The organism is Pseudomonas abietaniphila (genome assembly GCF_900100795.1).
GTDB classification, from domain to species: Bacteria; Pseudomonadota; Gammaproteobacteria; order Pseudomonadales; family Pseudomonadaceae; genus Aquipseudomonas; species Aquipseudomonas abietaniphila.
The window spans coordinates 357,228-374,538 of sequence record NZ_FNCO01000001.1; the positions used below are offsets into that span (position 1 = coordinate 357,228).

14 protein-coding genes are annotated in these 17,311 nt (G+C 60.4%); 6 read left to right on the forward strand and 8 right to left on the reverse strand.

The window, feature by feature from the left end; genetic code table 11:
• Nucleotides 1-186 precede the first annotated feature (186 nt).
• Nucleotides 187-684, forward strand: a complete 498-nt coding sequence (locus BLS87_RS01435) for a GNAT family N-acetyltransferase (protein ID WP_074749619.1) — start codon at nucleotides 187-189, stop codon at nucleotides 682-684.
• On the opposite strand, the gene BLS87_RS01440 is transcribed toward BLS87_RS01435, so the two are convergent.
• The 3 genes from BLS87_RS01440 to BLS87_RS01450 form a co-directional block, all read right to left on the reverse strand.
• Nucleotides 681-2,786, reverse strand: coding sequence for an ATP-binding protein (locus tag BLS87_RS01440; RefSeq protein WP_074749620.1), 2,106 nt, complete (start codon nucleotides 2,784-2,786; stop codon nucleotides 681-683). The two genes, BLS87_RS01435 and BLS87_RS01440, sit on opposite strands and share 4 nt — an antisense overlap.
• A 222-nt stretch (nucleotides 2,787-3,008) precedes the next feature.
• Nucleotides 3,009-3,167, reverse strand: coding sequence for a DUF2986 domain-containing protein (locus BLS87_RS01445; protein ID WP_074749621.1), 159 nt, complete (start codon nucleotides 3,165-3,167; stop codon nucleotides 3,009-3,011).
• 132 nt (nucleotides 3,168-3,299) lie between these two features.
• Nucleotides 3,300-4,430, reverse strand: coding sequence for an AI-2E family transporter (locus BLS87_RS01450; RefSeq protein WP_074749622.1), 1,131 nt, complete (start codon nucleotides 4,428-4,430; stop codon nucleotides 3,300-3,302).
• A gap of 430 nt (nucleotides 4,431-4,860) precedes the next feature.
• On the opposite strand from BLS87_RS01450, the gene BLS87_RS01455 reads away from it, so the two are divergent.
• Nucleotides 4,861-5,538: a DUF3313 domain-containing protein gene (locus BLS87_RS01455; RefSeq protein WP_074749623.1), complete on the forward strand. Its 678-nt coding sequence runs from the start codon at nucleotides 4,861-4,863 to the stop codon at nucleotides 5,536-5,538.
• 103 nt (nucleotides 5,539-5,641) lie between these two features.
• On the opposite strand, the gene BLS87_RS01460 is transcribed toward BLS87_RS01455, so the two are convergent.
• Nucleotides 5,642-6,493 (reverse strand): mechanosensitive ion channel family protein, encoded by an 852-nt coding sequence (locus BLS87_RS01460; protein ID WP_074749624.1) that lies wholly within the window; start codon nucleotides 6,491-6,493, stop codon nucleotides 5,642-5,644.
• 107 nt (nucleotides 6,494-6,600) lie between these two features.
• Entirely contained in the window at nucleotides 6,601-6,966 is a 366-nt protein-coding gene (locus tag BLS87_RS01465) for a glyoxalase superfamily protein (protein ID WP_074749625.1), read from the reverse strand.
• Nucleotides 6,967-7,218: 252 nt separating this feature from the next.
• On the opposite strand from BLS87_RS01465, the gene BLS87_RS01470 reads away from it, so the two are divergent.
• The 4 genes from BLS87_RS01470 to BLS87_RS01485 all read left to right on the forward strand — a co-directional run bounded on the left by BLS87_RS01470 (nucleotide 7,219) and on the right by BLS87_RS01485 (nucleotide 12,493).
• Nucleotides 7,219-8,217, forward strand: coding sequence for an ABC transporter substrate-binding protein (locus BLS87_RS01470; protein ID WP_244165776.1), 999 nt, complete (start codon nucleotides 7,219-7,221; stop codon nucleotides 8,215-8,217).
• Nucleotides 8,214-9,938 (forward strand): GGDEF domain-containing protein, encoded by a 1,725-nt coding sequence (locus tag BLS87_RS01475; RefSeq protein WP_167362023.1) that lies wholly within the window; start codon nucleotides 8,214-8,216, stop codon nucleotides 9,936-9,938. Before BLS87_RS01470 ends, BLS87_RS01475 begins: the two co-directional genes overlap by 4 nt.
• Nucleotides 9,939-10,410: 472 nt before the next feature.
• Nucleotides 10,411-11,685 (forward strand): OprD family outer membrane porin, encoded by a 1,275-nt coding sequence (locus tag BLS87_RS01480; protein WP_074749627.1) that lies wholly within the window; start codon nucleotides 10,411-10,413, stop codon nucleotides 11,683-11,685.
• Nucleotides 11,686-11,896: 211 nt separating this feature from the next.
• The gene (locus tag BLS87_RS01485) at nucleotides 11,897-12,493 is read left to right on the forward strand and encodes a trypsin-like peptidase domain-containing protein (RefSeq protein ID WP_143024262.1); all 597 of its coding nucleotides are present in this window, start codon (nucleotides 11,897-11,899) and stop codon (nucleotides 12,491-12,493) included.
• On the opposite strand, the gene BLS87_RS01490 is transcribed toward BLS87_RS01485, so the two are convergent.
• From BLS87_RS01490 to BLS87_RS01500, 3 genes are read right to left on the reverse strand one after another with little or no spacing between them, the layout of a single operon-like run.
• Complete coding sequence (locus BLS87_RS01490; protein WP_074749629.1) at nucleotides 12,494-13,702, reverse strand: beta-barrel domain-containing protein; 1,209 nt, start codon at nucleotides 13,700-13,702, stop codon at nucleotides 12,494-12,496.
• Entirely contained in the window at nucleotides 13,699-15,858 is a 2,160-nt protein-coding gene (locus BLS87_RS01495) for a type I secretion system permease/ATPase (RefSeq protein ID WP_074749630.1), read from the reverse strand. The genes BLS87_RS01490 and BLS87_RS01495 overlap by 4 nt, the downstream gene beginning before the upstream one ends.
• Nucleotides 15,855-17,276 (reverse strand): TolC family outer membrane protein, encoded by a 1,422-nt coding sequence (locus tag BLS87_RS01500; RefSeq protein WP_074750213.1) that lies wholly within the window; start codon nucleotides 17,274-17,276, stop codon nucleotides 15,855-15,857. Before BLS87_RS01500 ends, BLS87_RS01495 begins: the two co-directional genes overlap by 4 nt.
• Nucleotides 17,277-17,311 lie beyond the last annotated feature (35 nt).

Sequence of the window (17,311 nt, forward strand, 5' to 3'; positions counted from 1 at the left end):
CTGTTGCGCAAACCGGTGCAAGCGAAAAGGTGAACGGTTCATTTCGACAGAAGTGAGCCGTTCACCTTTTTCGTTATGGCATCACGTGGGTCGTCATCTGCACGGCGGTTGTATCCGTGTGGCGTCTTCGTTAGCGTGAGCGCAATTGCACAATGCCGTTCAACGTTTCAGGAGCCAGGAACACCCATGTCCACCCTTAGCTTTCGCCTCCCCACCGCCGCGGACGCCCCGCGCTGCTTCGAGATTGAGTCCAGTGCCTACGAGGGTGACGAAGCCGCCACGCTGGAAAAGATCGCCACGAGGATCGACCAGTACCCGCAAGGTTTTTTGATCCTGGAAGAGGCCGGGCACATGGTCGGTTTCATCAATAGCGGGTGTGCCCACGAGGTCGTGATGTCGGATGAAGACTTCAAGGAACTGGTGGGGCATTCGGCCGATGCGCCGAACGTAGTGATCATGTCGGTGGTGGTCGAACCCGCCTCGCAAGGCAAAGGCTACTCGACACTGCTGATGCGCGAGTTCGTGCAACGCATGAAGGACTCGAACAAGCAGACCCTCCACCTGATGTGCAAGGCGCAACACGTACCCTTGTACACGCGCATGGGCTATCGCTATGTTCAGCCATCACCGTCCGAGCACGGCGGGATGGCGTGGCATGAAATGGTCATGGACCTTGCGGGCTAAGCCTGACTGCTCATCAGCTCCCGTACGCGAGACGTGAGTGCATCGACCCCGAACGGTTTGGTCAGCACCCACATGCCCACGCCGAGCGGGTCGTTGCCGATCGCAGCGGTCTCGGCGTAGCCGGTGATGAACAGCGTTTTGAGATCCGGTCGGGTTTCTCGTCCGGCATCGGCCATCTGCCGCCCGTTCATGCCCCCCGGCAAGCCGACGTCGGTAATCAACAGGTCGATGTGCGCATCGGACTGCAAAATCCTCAATCCGGCGGCGCTGTCTGGCGCCTCTATCACGGTATAACCGAGCTCTGCCAGAACGTCGGTGAGCAACATGCGCACCGTGGGTTCGTCATCGACCACCAGAATGGTTTCGCTGGCAGCGGCGCAAGGGCCATGCAAATGGCGGGTGTCGAGGTCGTCGGTGACAGCCTCGCCCTCGTAGCGAGGCAGGTAGATGCACATGGTAGTGCCTTCGCCGACGGTCGAGTAGGCGCGGACCTGCCCGCCTGACTGTTTTGCGAACCCGTAGATCATGGACAAACCCAGGCCGGTGCCCTGGCCAATGGGTTTGGTGGTGAAGAAGGGGTCGAACGCCTTGGCGATGATGTCCGGCGACATGCCGGTGCCCGTGTCGGTGACCGACAGGGACACGTACTCGCCTGCAGGCAGATCGAGTGCAGCGGCGAATTCACCTTTGATTCGCTTATTCGCCGTCTTTATCGTGATGCTTCCGCCTTCAGGCATGGCATCCCGGGCATTGATGCACAGGTTCAAGAGCGCATTTTCCAGTTGCCCGGCGTCGACCAGCGTTGGCCACAGAGCGGGCGCACCCACGGTCTCGACAGAAATCCCGGGGCCGACCGTGCGTTGGACCATTTCGGTGATGCCGACCATGAGCGTGTTCACGTCGGTCGGCCGGGGGTCGAGCGTCTGGCGGCGCGAGAAGGCGAGCAGTCGGTGAGTGAGTGCGGCGGCACGGCGGGTCGCGGCTTGCGCGGCGTGCATGTACTTGTCGACTTCTTCCAGCCGGCCTTGGTCGATCCGTTGGTTGATCAACTCGAGAGAGCCGGAGATACCGGCCAGCAGGTTATTGAAGTCGTGGGCAATGCCGCCGGTCAGCTGACCCACTGCTTCCATTTTCTGCGACTGACGCAGTTTTTCTTCCGCCTGCATCAGGTCGGCGGTGCGTTCGACGACGCGTTGTTCAAGCGTTTCATTGAGGGCGCGCAGCGCGGCGGTGGCCCGGTCGCGTTCGCGCTCGACGGAGCGACGTTCTTCCACGTCGATCAGCACGCCGGGAAAACGCAGCGGGGTGCCGTCGTCAGCGTGCTCAACGCGGCCGTTGGCTTCAATCCAGTAATAACGACCGTCAGCACGCCGAACCCGGTATTGGTGAGCGTATGCACCGCCGCGACCGATCGCCTCGGTGATGGCGGTTTTCAGAGGGTCTCTGTCCTCGGGGTGAACAGTGGCGATCACCTGCTCAAGGCTCAGACCTTCGCGGCCCAATGCCGGGTCCAGGCCAAACGCCTGGGCGAAGGCCTTGTCCACGGTGAAACGATCAGTGGGCAGATCCCAGTGCCAGGTGCCAATGATTGCGCCGGCCGCGAGGGCCAGTTGCACACGCTCGACGTTTTCCCGCGCAAGCGCCTCGCTGATCCGAAGACGCTCTTGCGCGGCCCGCCGCTCGGTGACGTCACTGAAGAAGATCGCGATCTGCCGGTCCGCCGGGTTGCCGACCTGAATGGCTTTCACGTCGAACCAGCGTTCGAAGTGACTGGCGTAATTCTCGAAATTGGCGGGTTCACCGGTCTTGGCAACGTGGCCGTAAGTCTGGAACCAGAAGTCCTCCAGATCAGGCGCAAATTCGGTGACCCATTTGCCTCGAAGGTTGACCCCGGCCTGCCTTTCAAAGGCCGGGTTGGCCTCGACGAAGCGGTAATCGATGGGGCGATCGTCAGCGTCGTACTTGACCTGAACGATGGCGAACGCGGCCTCGATCGTTTCCAGAATGGTCCGGAATCGCTCTTCGCGTTGTGCCGTCGTGTCCAACGCGGTGTGGAGACGAATGATTTCGGCCTCCAGCTCTTCTTGAGTCAGTCTTTCCAGAGCAGCCCCCGATCACGCATCGCTCATTCCTGTGCTGGCTTTTTGACAATCATTCCTGTGTTCGTAATGAAATCAGAAACCGTAAAAAGTTGCACTAGCGCTACATGGCCGGGCGTTCAGCCGACAAACAGCGTCCTGTCAGAGCGTCCAGCCCAACGCCAGAAACTTGCGCAGCGACGCAAAATCCTGGGGCTGGTGCGGCAAACAGCGGCGCGGTCTTGATCAGCCTTGCGCCGTGGTCGTCGCGTCTTGGTCGGTTTCAGCCGCAAGCTTCAAACGGTCCGCCTTGCTGATGTATTTCTCTTTCTTCGGGGCGAGCTTGGCGCTCGCCTTTTTGGCGTGTGCCTTCAAGAGCTGCTTGATCTTTTTTTGGCGGTTCATGACGGCACTCGACGTTGAGATTCTGAAAAACAGCGCACATTACGGAGTCAGGTGGTGAATGTCCACGGTCCGTTGCGCTGACTCAAAGCGACTGTGAAGAGCGGGCAATGGCCTGTGATCGACCGCTGGACTTCAGTCCCCGGGCAGCAGCTCAGGCACGATCTCATCGGCCACGCGTGGCTGATCGGCGGGCAGCGCGGGTTGATGGACCCAACTGATGAACAGCTCGTAACCCACCGCCAGGATCACCGGGCCGATGAACAGGCCAATGATGCCGTTGCTGATCATGCCGCCCAGGGCGCCAATCAGCACGACAGGCATTGGCACCGCCACGCCGCGCCCCAGCAACAGGGGTTTGAGGACGTTGTCGGCAAGCCCGGCGAGGATGCTCCAGATCGCGAAAACAATGGTGCCCGCGCTGCTGCCGAAGTGGGCAAAGGCGTAGATCACGACGGGAATGGTGAGGATCAGCATCGGCAGCTGGATGATCCCCAGCAGCAGCGCGATCAATGCCAGAACGCCTGCCAGCGGGATGCCCATCAGCACGAAGCCGATGCCCAGCAACAGCATCTGAATAAAGGCGATGCCGACCACGCCCTGCGCCACTGCGCGTATGGTCGCGGTGCACAGCGTCGCCACCTGAGGGCCACGAGCGGGGGTAAAGATCCGCGAGGTGATGGCGAGGGCGGTGCGATGACCGCTCGCGCCGTGAGCCATGATGATGCCAGCCACGATCAAGGCAAAAACGAACATCACAATGCCTGCGCCGATTCCGGCGGCCTGATGCAAGGCAATGCTGCTCCAGCCCTTGAGGTGTGGCATGAGTTGATGGATCGCCCAACTCAGGTCCTCGGACGCGTGCAACCAGACGGCGTACAGGGAATCACCGATCAACGGCCAGTTCTCGACACTGGCGGGTGGCGCTGGGATGTCGAGTTGACCGGTTTCGAACGCCTTGACCCCGGACTCGACCGAGCCTGCAATCGACGCTCCGAGCAAGCTCAACGGCCCGATCAGGCACGCAAGGCCGATGATCACCAATACGACGGCGGCGTACCCCGAGCGGTTGCCCATTCGGGTGGCGAGCCGTTGGTTCAAGGGGTAGAGGGTGATCGCCAGGATCAGCGACCACAGCACCAGGCTCAGGAACGGGCGGAAGATATCGAAACAGAACAGTGCCAGCAACACGATCAGGCCCGCGCGGATCAGCACGTCGAGCAATAGCCGGGAGGCAGTGGCGGGATGAAGCGGTTGAGGGCTCATGTTGAAACTCCTGTTTCAATGCTGGTTGAGCACTGCTCTGCCATCACCCGAGGCGCACTATTCGCACAGGAACAGCGGAGTCGCCTTTGTCGGGTTTAACCTGACTTCAAAAGACTGCGGTGAATGCAAAACGGTTAATCAAGCACGTGCGAGTTGAAAACGATATTACTCACCCGCCGTACCCGGTTAATGCTATTGGGTTATGAGCTGTTTTGAGAGGCGTTAATACGTAATAGCACGTCGAGCCTGTTTCGCCTGCACCGCCCGAAAATATTCAACCGTCCAAAAATAACGGCCCCTTGAACCATCTCTCCTGAAATCCTCAACTATAACTATCTTTGCTCAAAACAACGGACATCCGCGCCATATGCCGCGGGCCCGTGGTTGCTTTGGTTCATGGATCCGCCACGCAACGTCAAGGAGCTGCCCAATGAAGTTATCGCTAATCGCTCACTCAGTGTGCATGACAACGCTTATCCTGGCCGGGTGCGCGTCGACTGCCACGCCGCCTGAGGAATACTCCGGTTTTCTGAAGGACTACAGTCATCTGAAAGAGGATAAATCCGCAAGTGGCGTGGCTGTCATGCGCTGGATTGATCCTGACGTCAAAGTCTCGAAGTTCACCAGCGTTTACATCGAGCCCAGCCAGCTTTATCCCAAGCCCCAACCCACGGCGCAGATCCCTCAAGGGACCTTGCAGGGCATTACTCAATACTATGATCAGGCGTTAAAACGCGAAATTGGCAAGTCATTGCCGCTGGCCAGTGCGCCTGGCCCGGGCACGCTTGTCGTTCGTCCCGCCATCACAGCCGTCGGCAGCAAGGCAGAAGGGTTTAAACCGTACGAAGTCTTGCCCATTGCCTTGGTGGCTGCGGCCGTCAATACCGCTGCGGGAGGGCGCGATCAGGAAACCACGATTGCAACGGAAGTTGCTTTTCTGGATGCCGACACCAACAAGGTGGTCGCTCAAGTTATCCGAAAAGGCGCCGGCAAGAATCTGGAGAACAGTCAGTCGACGATGACGGTTGCCGATGCCAAAGGTGTGCTGGATGGCTGGGCCTCGGACCTTCATCAATCGTTCGAAAAAATCAAGGCGAGCAGCAAGTAGTTCAGTGGTGGTCGGTGGGCGGTGTTGACGGTCAGCGTTGAAAAAACCGGGTGGCTGCGCGTGCCGTCAGATCGTCGCAGCCCCCCGGTGGTTTCACAGCGGCTTAACCCGCTGCCGCTTGTTGCAGGATAACGGTCTGTGCCGGCATGGGCGCGGGGAATCCGGCCTCTCCCAATGCATCCTTGATCGTGCGGTTGGTGTCGAAGTACACCTGCCAGTAATGCTCATTGTGGCAGTAGGGCCTTACGGCCAGCACCGGTCCGACCAGGTTGAACTCCAGGATTTCCACATCCACCGGGGGAGCGGCGAGCACGTTGGGGAGTGTGGTGATCTTCTCCTTGAGCAACGCGGCTGCGGCTTTCCAGTCCGCGCTGCCCGAGAGCTGGGCCTTGAGTTCGACGCGACGGAACGGGTTGTGGGTGAAGTTCTGGATGTTGTCGCTGAAGATCTTGTTGTTGCCGACCAGGGTCAGCACGTTGTCAGGTGTATTGATGGCGGTGGCGAACAGGCCGATTTCCGTGACCGTTCCCGTGACACCTCCGGCGCAAATGAAATCACCGACCTTGAATGGACGCAGGACAATGATGAACGCGCCTGCTGCAAGGTTGGCCAGCAACCCGGACCAGGCCATACCGATCGCCAGACCCACTGCGGCGAGCAGCGCGGCGAACGTGGTGGTCTGCATGCCGAGGTAACCGAGAATGCCGATCACCAGAATGATGTTCAGCGTCACGGTGATGGCCGACCCAACATAACGCAAGACGGTCGGGTCGACCTTTTGCTTGCCCAAGGCTCGCTGCACCATGCTGACGGCAACGCCGATCAGCCAGCGACCTACGATCCAGAAGGCAATGGCGGAGAGGATTTTGACTGCAAAAGCAGCACCGTACAGCTGCACTACTGCCAGGAGCGCATTGAATTTCTCGGTGGTGAGGTTAACGATGGTTTCGTCCATGGCGGGGGCTCGCATGAGAGTGGCGGCTCTCAAACGCTAGCACAGCCCACGGTGCACGCCACTTGGCGGGGGAATGCGGGGGCTCGACCCAGTCGCCAGTGTGGTCTTCAGTCAGGTGCAAGTTCACAGAAACGAAGGCGGTTGCCGAACGGGTCGGCGATTTCCATGACGTTGCCCCAGCCTTCGTGCTTGATGCCGGGGCGGGCGTGGGCGTAGCGCTTGGCGTTCAGCTCGGCGTGCAGGGTGTCAATGCCCGTCATGGGGATGAACAGCGTGGAGCCCGGCGTGGCGTCGCCATGGTGGCCGGTGAGGTGAATCACCAGATTGCCCCGACGGATCTGCGCATAAAGCGGTAAATCGTCCTCGAACCGGTGCTCCCATTCGATGCTGAAACCCAAAAAGTCGACATAGAACTCCCTGGCCTTTTCTTCGGAAAAAATACGAATCAACGGTATTGCGCCTGAAATCTGCACGGCCCCACGCTCCTTTATGGTTTGAGCGACGATTCTAGCGGATCGTACGTGGGGCGGCGCGTCTTCGCAGGTCGCATCATCGGTGCGCGCGTCGCGCGTCGCGCGTCGCGCGTCACGTTTCCGACCGCAGGCTTGGTTTGCGCAAGCAGGTTGCCAAGCAACGGCACATTGCCATATGTATAGTGGCGTGATTACCGGTTCCGGGCATCGTCCATGAAATACCTGTGCCCATTTTGGTTGATGATTGGTTGTTTGTTCGCCGCGTTTCAGGCGAGCGGCGCTGAACAGACATTGCGTGTTCTGGCATGGCCCGGTTACGCCGACGGTGACCTGGTCGCGGTTTTTGAAAAGCGTTACAAGGTCAAGGTCGAGGTGACGCTGGTTGGCAGTGATGAAGTGCTGCGCAGCAAGCTGGCGGACAATCAGGGCAGCGATTTTGACGTCATCGCTGCCAATACCGCCGAAATCCACAATTATGTGAACCAAGGTCTGCTGCAGCCCCTGCACCCCGAACGCATCGCGAACACGGCGCGCCAGCTCCCGCGTTTCCGTGACTATTCGCGCATCCCCGACATTGTCGTCGACGGCCAGATTTATGCCGTTCCCTATGCATGGTCCGACATGGGGCTGATTTATGACCGCAAGCAATTCAGTCAGCCGCCGGAGTCGATCGACGCCATGTGGGACCCCAGGTTTCAAGGGCGAGTGTTGGCATTCAATACCGGCAACCATAACTTTTCGCTGGCGAGTCTCGCGCTGGGCGGTGATCCGTTTCAGATCCGAGCGGCCGATTTCCCGAAGGTGGCCGACAAGCTGATCGCCTTGCGGCGCAATGTCCTGACCTTCTATTCGTTGCCCGAAGAGGCGGCTGAGCTGTTCCGCACCCATTCGGTGGCGCTGATCTTCGCCAATTACGGTCGTCAGCAGCTCAGGCAACTGCGCGATGCCGGGGTGGATGTAGGCTATGTAGTGCCACGAGAGGGTGCGCTGGCCTGGCTCGATTGCTGGGCCGTCAGTCGGGGCGCGCGGGATCCTGCTCTCGCCAGTCTCTGGATCAACTACATGCTCGAGCCTGAGGTCAGTCGGGCATTGACCGATCGACAGGATCTCTCCAACACCCTGCAGGAGCCCAAGGATGCCAGCCCTTCAAGCCGTCTGATATGGCTGCGTCCGGTGGAGGACGACGAGCGTCGCGCAATGCTGTGGCAGCGCATCGTTTCCGGGGAACGCCCGCCATTGAGGGAACAATGATGAGGTTCGGCATCGCCTTCAAGCTGGGTTGCCTGATGGCCCTGTTCGGCATGCTGCCGACAGGCCTGGCCGGTTACTACATCTACAGCAGCAGTCGCGAGATGCTGTTGCACGCGGCCGAGCGTGATTTGCTGACGTCGGTGCAAGTGCTGGGGCGTAATTTGCACGGCAGCCTGCGCACGATCTCTCTGGATGCCGCCGTGTTGACCAATGGGCCGCAAGTGCACGAATTAGGGCAGATCAAAGACCCGGGCGAACTCAGCCACGCGCAAGACGATCTGGCTCAAGTGTTTCGCGCGATGTTGCTGGCGCATCCCGACTACATGCAGATCCGCCTGATCAGCGCCACGAACCATGGGCTGGAGCTGGTCCGGCAGGACCGTGACGGGCCGAGCATCGTCAGGGTCGAGGGCGACGATCTGCAGGAAAAGGGACACTACGCCTACGTGTTCGAGACATTGCGACTGGCGCCGGGTGAAGTACGGATCTCTCCGATCGTCATCAATCACGAACAGGGCGCGCACTCGGGCCTGGGCAAGCCGACGCTGCACGTCTCGACGCCGGTGGCGGACGAAACCGGCAAGGTGTTCGCGCTGCTGGTGATCAACGTTGACCTCGATCAGTTGTTCAGCCAGCTGCAAAGCGATTTACCCAAGGAATATCAGGTGTACCTGAGCAACCGCTGGGGCGACTTGCTGATCCACCCGGACCATCGGCGCACTTTCGGTTTCGATCAGGGCCGCCGGCTCTTTTTGCAGGACGAGTTCCCGGAAGTCGCGCGCCTTCTCACAGAAACCGGCCCCAGCAATCTGATCAGTCGCAGCGTCGAACAAGGGCAGCAGGACCGGTTGGTGGCGGCATTCGTCCGGCTTTCCCATAACGATGCCTCCGAACCGTTCGTGGTGCTTGGGCTGGGACAACCGCAAAGTCATGTACTCGCTCAGGCGTCCCGTGCCGGCACTAACATCGCGCAGATTGCCCTGCTGTTCAGCGCATTGGCGTTGCTGGCGGCGTTCATTGCGTCGCGCGCCTTGATACGACCGCTGCGCAGCATGACCGACGCCGTCGAGCTGTTTTCCCGCGAACGAAAAATCAGCGTACTGCCACCCAGAGACGACGAACTGGGCGTATTGGCGCATCGATTCCACGCGATGAAGCATGAGATTCTCAGCCAGCTTGATGACCTGACCTGCAGCCGCGCGGCGTTCGAACACCTGGCGCGACACGATCCGCTGACCGAACTGCCGAACCGCCGCCTGTGCTTTGAGCGTCTCGAGCAGGCGCTGGTGTCCGCACGGGAGAGCGGCAAGAAGATGGCCTTGCTGTTTGTCGACCTGGACCACTTCAAAGAGATGAATGACCAGTACGGCCACCGTTTCGGCGATCTGGTGTTGCAGGCCGTGGCCAAGCTGCTGACGTCGGCAAGCGACAACGCCGATTGCGTTGCGCGCCTGGGAGGCGATGAGTTCGTGATTTTCTTCAGCGACGTCACCGACCCGCAGAAAATCGTCACGTTGCTGGAAAAGCTGCACCAGTGTTTCCAGTTGCCCTTGTTCATCGACGGACACCGCGTGCAGATCCACGCCAGCATGGGCGTGAGTCTGTTCCCCCGTGACGGCGACGACATCGGCGCACTGATTCAGCATGCCGACCATGCGATGTACAAGGCCAAGAGTGCGGGACGAAACCGATACTCCTACGACGTGCTGGAAGAAGAGTGAACACTCTTTAACGTCGGGCAATGGTCTGTCCGTGCCCCTTGCACGGATGAGGCTGTGTGCCGTTTTCAATCATCTGCCGAATCCATACTTCCCAGCGAAAGTTTAGCGAGCGGGCGGGCACTGTTTTATCCCCTTTCGCGTTGTTTCAGTCGATACCCCATGTAACAAGTTTGGGTGTCATGATGATCGGGTCTTTTGAACAAAGTCTTTGTCCTTCACGCGTATAGGTGCAGGTTCATCAAAGACTTAACCTGCGTGCGGGCGCCTGTGCAGGCCTGTCATTCATCGCTTTTGGGGATGACAGAGTCTGCGGAAGTTCGTCACAAGGGCATGTAGAAAGCACGAGCCCCTCTCAAAAAAATAATTTATCTGCTCCCGGCACCACACGATAAGAGTGACAATAAGCGTGATTAAACACATCAGCACTTCCCTCAACTACCTGCTTGCCGGTTCTGTACTTGGAACGGTGCCCATGGCCCATGCCGCCTTCATCGAAGACAGCAAACTGACACTGGGACTGCGCAACTTTTATTACGACGCCGATAACCGTGAAGGCGGTGCGGACCAACGGGAATGGGCGCAGGCGTTCAGGCTGGATTACGTCTCCGGCTTTACCGAAGGCACGGTCGGTTTCGGCGTTGACGTGCTGAGCCTGACCGGTATTCATCTGGATGGCGGCAAAGGCCACCACCCGGACACCAATACCTTCGCACCCAGCGACAGTGACGGTTCCGCTCAGCATGAGTGGAGCAGCCTCGGCGCCACGGCCAAAGCGCGCATTTCGAAGACCGAGTTTCGTTTAGGCAACTCGCTGACGCCGAACCTGCCCATCCTGATAGCGTCCGACAGCCGACTGATGCAGCAGACCTATGGCGGGGCGATGTTCACCTCGAAAGAAATCGACAACCTGACCCTCACGGGCGGGCAGATCGAGCGCGCCAGGGGCCGGGCGTCGACTAACAGCCAAGGCCTGTCGGTGGCGGGCGGCACTCAGGACAGCAACACGTTCAGGTTTGCGGGGGGCGACTGGAAAGCCAGCAAAAACCTGACCCTGCAGTACTACTACGCCAACCTCCAGGACTATTACTCCCAGCACTTTTTCGGCCTGATCCATGTCCAGCCACTGGGCGAAGGCCAAAGTTTCAAAACGGATCTGCGCTACTTCAAGAGCTACGCGGACGGTGCGAACGGTCAGGCTGGCTACCGGTTCAACAACAACGGCGGATACGCGAAAACACCGGGCGAAGTGGATAACGACACGGCCATTGCCATGTTCACCTACACCTTGGGCAGCCACAGCCTGATGCTGGGCCAGCAGCGTGTGTCGGATAACGGCGGGTTTGTCTGGTTGAACCAGGCGAACGTCACCGACAGCCGTGGTCGCAACGAAGGCGAGGGGGGCGCTTCGTTCTACTCCTTCACCGACGCCGTGGTCGGCAACTTTGGTCGTGCGGGTGAGAACACGACGTTCGGTCAATACACCTATGATTTTGCAAGCCTGGGTGCGCCTGGCCTGAAGGCTTCGATTGGCTACCTGCGCGGCGTGGACGCCAAGGCCGTCAACGGCAGCGGACCGGATACCCACGAGTGGGAAACCGACATGCGGGTCGACTACGTTGTGGCACAAGGTCCCTTGAAGGGCTTTGGCACGACACTGCGTCATGGTACGTACCGGGGTGGCGGCACTAGCATTGCGGATCAGGACCAGACTCGACTGATCTTCAACTACACCTATTCGTTCTTCTGATTCTCTCCGCGACCTGATCAATGCCTGGACAGCAGGCATTGGATCCAATGCACTCACTGTATCGAATTCGGACAAAAGGTAGTCTCAGGCTATTGATGGAGTGATGGCTCAATGACATATTTGAGCCGTCTTCAACTCACTCTCCGTGTGCAAAATGCGCCCCCTAAAGTCACTTGTTGCGGCCTCAGTGCTGCTCAGCGGGTGCAATGGAATGCCAGTCGCTTTTACTCAGGATCCAGTTTATGACCAAGCGTTCGTCGTCCACTCCGGCGGGCCGCTTCCCTACATGCTGATGGGCACGGCGGTGCAGTGGAATGAAGAGTACGCCGTCACCGTCAAGCACATACCCTACGTGCCCGGGTCGGTTTACCAAGGGCAGGGGGACATCCAGTTTTTCCGGCACAAGGCCAATGGCGTTCCACTCTGGCGTGGATACACCCCGGGCGAGGCCGTCACGGCAGTGGGTTACAACTCGCTGTACATGTCGGTGAAGGGCAGTGGCCACGCCTTGCCTGCGATGGTGCGGCTGGACGCCAAAGAGGGCAACGTGCTCTATGGCACCCACGATGGCCCGGTCGCCAAAGGCATGTCGGGCGGCCCAGTGTTTGCCGCCGATGGCAAGGTCGTCGGCATCACCGTTGCATTCCTGTCGTCCAGCGAACTGGCTGCACTCAAGCGCCCGGACCTCGCCAGTCAGTCTCGGGTCAGCATCTTTCTGCCCTACGCCGAGATCAATCGCGAGTGGGGCCGTTACCTGGCGCAGGCCCAGCCGGTGACAGCGGCACCGACTCACCTTGCCAGTCGCTGATCATCGTTCGCGCAAGGCTTCGCGGGCGCGGTTCAGGGGTTTGATCAGATAATCCAGCACCGTCTTCTGGCCGGTGCGGATATCCACGGTGGCGATCATGCCGGGCACGATGGCGAACGTCTTGCCAGCCTTGTTGCGCAGTACATCGGAGTCGGTGCGGATGTACACGCGGTAATAGAAGATCTCGGGTTTGACCTCGTCCTGGATCGTGTCAGGGGAAATGGTCACGACCTTGCCGTCGAGACTGCCGTAGATCGAGTAGTCGTAGGCGGTGATCTTTACCTTGGCTTCCTGATCCGGGTGAATGAAGGCGATATCGCGCGGTGAAATCCGCGCTTCGATCAGCAGTTGTTCGTCCAGCGGCACGATCTGCATCAACTTTCCGTTGGGTGGAACCACGCCGCCGATGGTGGTCACTTCGATGTCCTTGACGATGCCACGCACCGGCGAGTGCAGGGTCAGACGGGAGAGTGAGTCATTGCGGCCACGAATCACTGCGACCAGCATCTGCGCTTCGGCGTTGGCTTTGGCCAGGTCTTCGCGGGCGCGCACCATGTAATCGGAGCGGGCTTCGGTGGCCTTGAGTTCGAGTTCCGAACGCTGCCGATTCAGACGCAGCACTTCGACCCGACTCGACGCGCCGATCTTCGCCAGATTCTCGGTAATCTCCAGCTCGCTGCGCACCAGTTTCAGCGAACTCTGGATGCCGTCCAGCGTGTCCTGCAGGCCCTTGCGGCGGGTGGTGTACAGCTCGGTTTCGGCGCGGATGAGTTCGGGGAAACCACTGAGCGACGCATCGAACGAGAGGGTTTTTTCACTGACCTCTGCTTGCAGGCGATTGACGCTGGCGAGCGCCGCCCGATACTTGGCTTCGCTTTCCCCCACGTTGGATTCGGTTTTCACGGCATCGAGCTGGGCGAGGACCTGGCCACGCTCCACCAGCGAACCTTCAGTGACGTTCATTTCCTTGATGATGCCGCCTTCCATGGACTGGATCACTTGCTCCCTGGAACTGGGGACCACCTTGCCCGTGCCGGTGGACACTTCCACCACTTCAAACCATGCCGCCCAGGCAAGAAAGCAGGCGATCATCACGGCGCAGCCCCAGATGACCCGGATGCCGCCAGTGATGCTGCGCTCGTCGCGACCGTCCAGGTAGGTGATCGAATCCGGCAAGCGCGGCGCGTGTTCGGCCGTCAGTGCTTTCATGACGGTGCTCCTTGGGGCTGCCGCAACCGCGCAAGCGCGGCGTCGCGGTGGTCATCGATCACGACCCGGCCGTTGTCCAGGACAATGATGCGCTCGACAAGCTGCAGGACGCTGACCCGGTGAGTGGCGACGACGAGCGTTCTGCCGGTGCACCAGGTGGCGAGTTTTTCCAGCAACAGGCGCTCGGTGATGTCGTCCAGCGAGGCGGTGGGTTCATCCAGCAGCAGGACCTGCGGTTGCCGGATCAACAGCCGCGAAAGCAGCAGGCTCTGGCGTTGCCCGCCCGACAAACCCAGGCCACCTTCGAGAATCAGATGGTCCATGCCTTTGGGCATCTGCCGCACGAAATCCAGTGCACCGGTGACGGCGAGCGCCGCGATGATTTCCTGATCGCTGGCCTGCCCGGCGCCAAGGGTAATGTTGTCGCGCAGCGTGCCGTGAAAGAGTCGTGCCTGTTGCGACATGAGGCCCACGTCGCGACGCAGGTCGGCGGGGTCGATGTGGGCGAGGGCGATGCCGTCCAGTGTGGTTTCACCTGTACTCAGGTCCACGGCGCCGGCCAATGCCTGAAGCAGGGTCGACTTGCCAGCACCGTTGCGCCCTAGAATGGCGATCCGTTCGCCGGGGCGTATCTTCAGGTCGATATTGCTCAACGCAGGCGATGATTCTTCGCTGTAGCGAAAGCCCGCTTGACGCATCCGGTATTCCCCGCGTATCGCGGGCAGGTGCACGCGCTGGCTGCCTTCGGGGTGATCCACTGGCATCTGCATGATCCGGTTCAAGCCCTGCAAGGCGACTTTGGCCTGCTGCCAGCGGGTCAATACGTGAGTCAGCTGTGCCATGGGACCCATCATCCGCGATGACAGGATCGACGCCGCCACCAGGCTGCCGGTGGTGAGGTCGCCGGCAATCACCATCGGCGCACCGAACACGATGACCACCGCGAAGACGCCGCCCTGAACGTTCTGGGTCCAGGTCACCAGGCTGTTGGTCAAGGTGCGCAAGCGCAGGCTGCTGTCGGCTGAGGCGGCGTTGTAGTGATTCCACTGCTGCTGAAAACGCTGCTCGGCCTGCAAGGCCTTGATGTCGTCCATGCCTTGCACGCCTTCCACCAGCATCGCGTTGCGCAGCGCGGCTTCGCGCATCGATTCGTTGGCCAGTTTCGCCAACCGGTGTTGCGCAAGAATGCCCGGCAATACCATGGCAACCAACGCGAGCAGCGGAATCAGCACCAAAGGTCCGCCGATCAGGTAGAACACCAGCAAAAACAGGAAAAAGAACGGCATGTCCGCCAGCGCCGTCGCGGTGCTGGACGTGATCAGGTCGCGGATTTGCTCCAGCTCCCTCAACTGCGAGATGAACGAGCCGGTGGATTTGGGGCGGACCGAATTGCGCAGGCGCAGGGCGTGACCGAAGACCAGATCGGAGACCCGCAAGTCGGCGCGTTTGCCGAGAATATCGGTGATGCGCAGACGCATGATGCGCATCACGAAATCGAACACCAGCGCCAGCATCACGCCGCCGAACAGCACGTACAGGGTCGGCAGCGATTCGGCGGGAATCACTCGGTCATAGACTTGCATCGAGAACAGCACACCGGCCATGCCCAGCAGGTTGGCCACCAGCGAGGCGAGCATGACCTGGCTGTAGGGGCGCAGGTCGCTGAGCACGATGCGCCTGAACCAGTGCTCGTCGTAGGGCTTGATGTAATCGTTGGTGCGCACATCGCTCAGTGGCTGGCTCGGCCGCAGGATCACCGTGCGCACGGCCTGGTCCGCGAGGGCCGCAGGTTCGATCCGGCTTTGCAGGCCTTGATCGCCGCTGTAGGCAATGCCCAGTTCGCCGTCTTCACCGACGCTTTCAATGACCCCGACCTGACCATCCTGCAATTGCACCAGCAAAGGCGTGCGCCAGCGGCTCAGGCTCTTGTGGTCGTAGTCGGCGAACTTGACGCTGAGCCCGGCCTGACGCGCCATGTGCCGGACCACTTCCTCGACCCGTCCCTCACTGTGGATCGACGCCAGGCGCACGCTTTCCGGTGAAACGTCCAGTCGGTAATGCCGTGCGACGGTGAGCACAGCCTCAAGCCACGGTGAGTAGTCCTGACGCGCCGCGTCGGCCTGCACAGGTTGAGCGATGACGATGGGATCGGTCATGGCAGGATCTCCACATGCTGGATGGTGCTGTGATCGATACCGAATGCCCGGCGCAATGCGCCACTGTTGTAGAGACAATCGATTTGCAGGCGACGCAGGTCGGCCTGAGTGTTGGCCAGATCGAAGCGCGACTGGTGGATCTCCTGCTCGGCATTGAGCAGGTCCAGCAGCGGCCGCGTGCCCAGCTCAAGGTATTGCCGGCCGTACAGCTCGCGGGCTTCTTTAATCGTGGTTTCGCGAAACTCCAATGAGTTGAGGCGGCGTGTCAGGCCGGACGTCTGGGCCTGGGACTCGCTCAAGCCCTGGCGCGCCTGCAAGCGAGCGGCGTCCTCGGCGGCGTCGGCAGCGGTCAGCGCATAACCGGCAGCACGGCTGCGGGCACTGATGGCGCCTCCCTGATAAATCGGCACTTCAAGGTTCAGGAAAATGCCGACCTGGGTGCGGTCGATGGCCGGGTTCTGGCTGTCGTAATTGTTGTCCAGGTACTGATTGAACGAGGGCTCCAGCGACAGCGTCGGATACGCCTCGGCCTTGGCCTGAGCGAGTTCGGCCTGGGCCTGGGTGCGCTGGGCGGCTGCCTGCAGTACGGCGGGCAGGGCATCGGTAATCACAGGCGTGTTGCAGGACTGATTCAGCGAGTCCGGAAAGGCGTCGGTCACTTGCGGGGACGTCTGTCGCCCCAGAAGATTGCCCAGCGTCGCTTGCCAGCGCGCGTATTGCGCCTTGTACTCCTGCAAGGTCGCCATGCCGCCCTCGGCGCGGGACTGTGCCTGAACCACATCGGAGCGGGTACTGGCGCCCATGTCGCTGCGCTGTTTGGCCAGATCGACAATCCCGCCAATCCCTTGAATCTGCTGGCGGGCGATGTCGATCAGACGCTGATAGCGCTGAACCTCGACGTAGGCGAATGCGGTGTCCCGACCGACCTGATCGATCGCCAGCAGAATGCTCGCCTGACTGCGTGCGGCCTTGGCCCGGGCAGCCTCGACGGCATTTGAAACCTTGCCGAAGTCATACAGCATCTGCTTCAGCGAGATGCTCACCGACTGGCTGCTGGCGTCACTGCCATAGCCGCTGTTGTAGCCGCCCTTGATGCCGCCGGCGATCTGCGGGTAATAACCGGCCTCGGCCACGTTGATGCCCTCGGCCTGTTGATACAGCGTGCCGATGGCCTCGCTGATGCTGGGGTGCCAGTCCACCGCGAGCCTCACCGCCTGTTCGAGCCCCAGTGTCTGCGTGTCTTCTTTGCCCGGTACTGCAGCGACAGGCGATTGGCTGCTCCGTGGTTTCGGTTGTTTGTCCCCCGGTTGATGTTGCAGCCGGGAAGGGCTGATGCTGCGCAGCCCCGGGTCGATGTATTCGTCTGCCTGCGCGGGCAGGTGGATCAGGTGTTGCAGGCCGATGGTCAATAGCACCATCGGCCAGGGGTGACGGCGTACGCACTTCACATGGT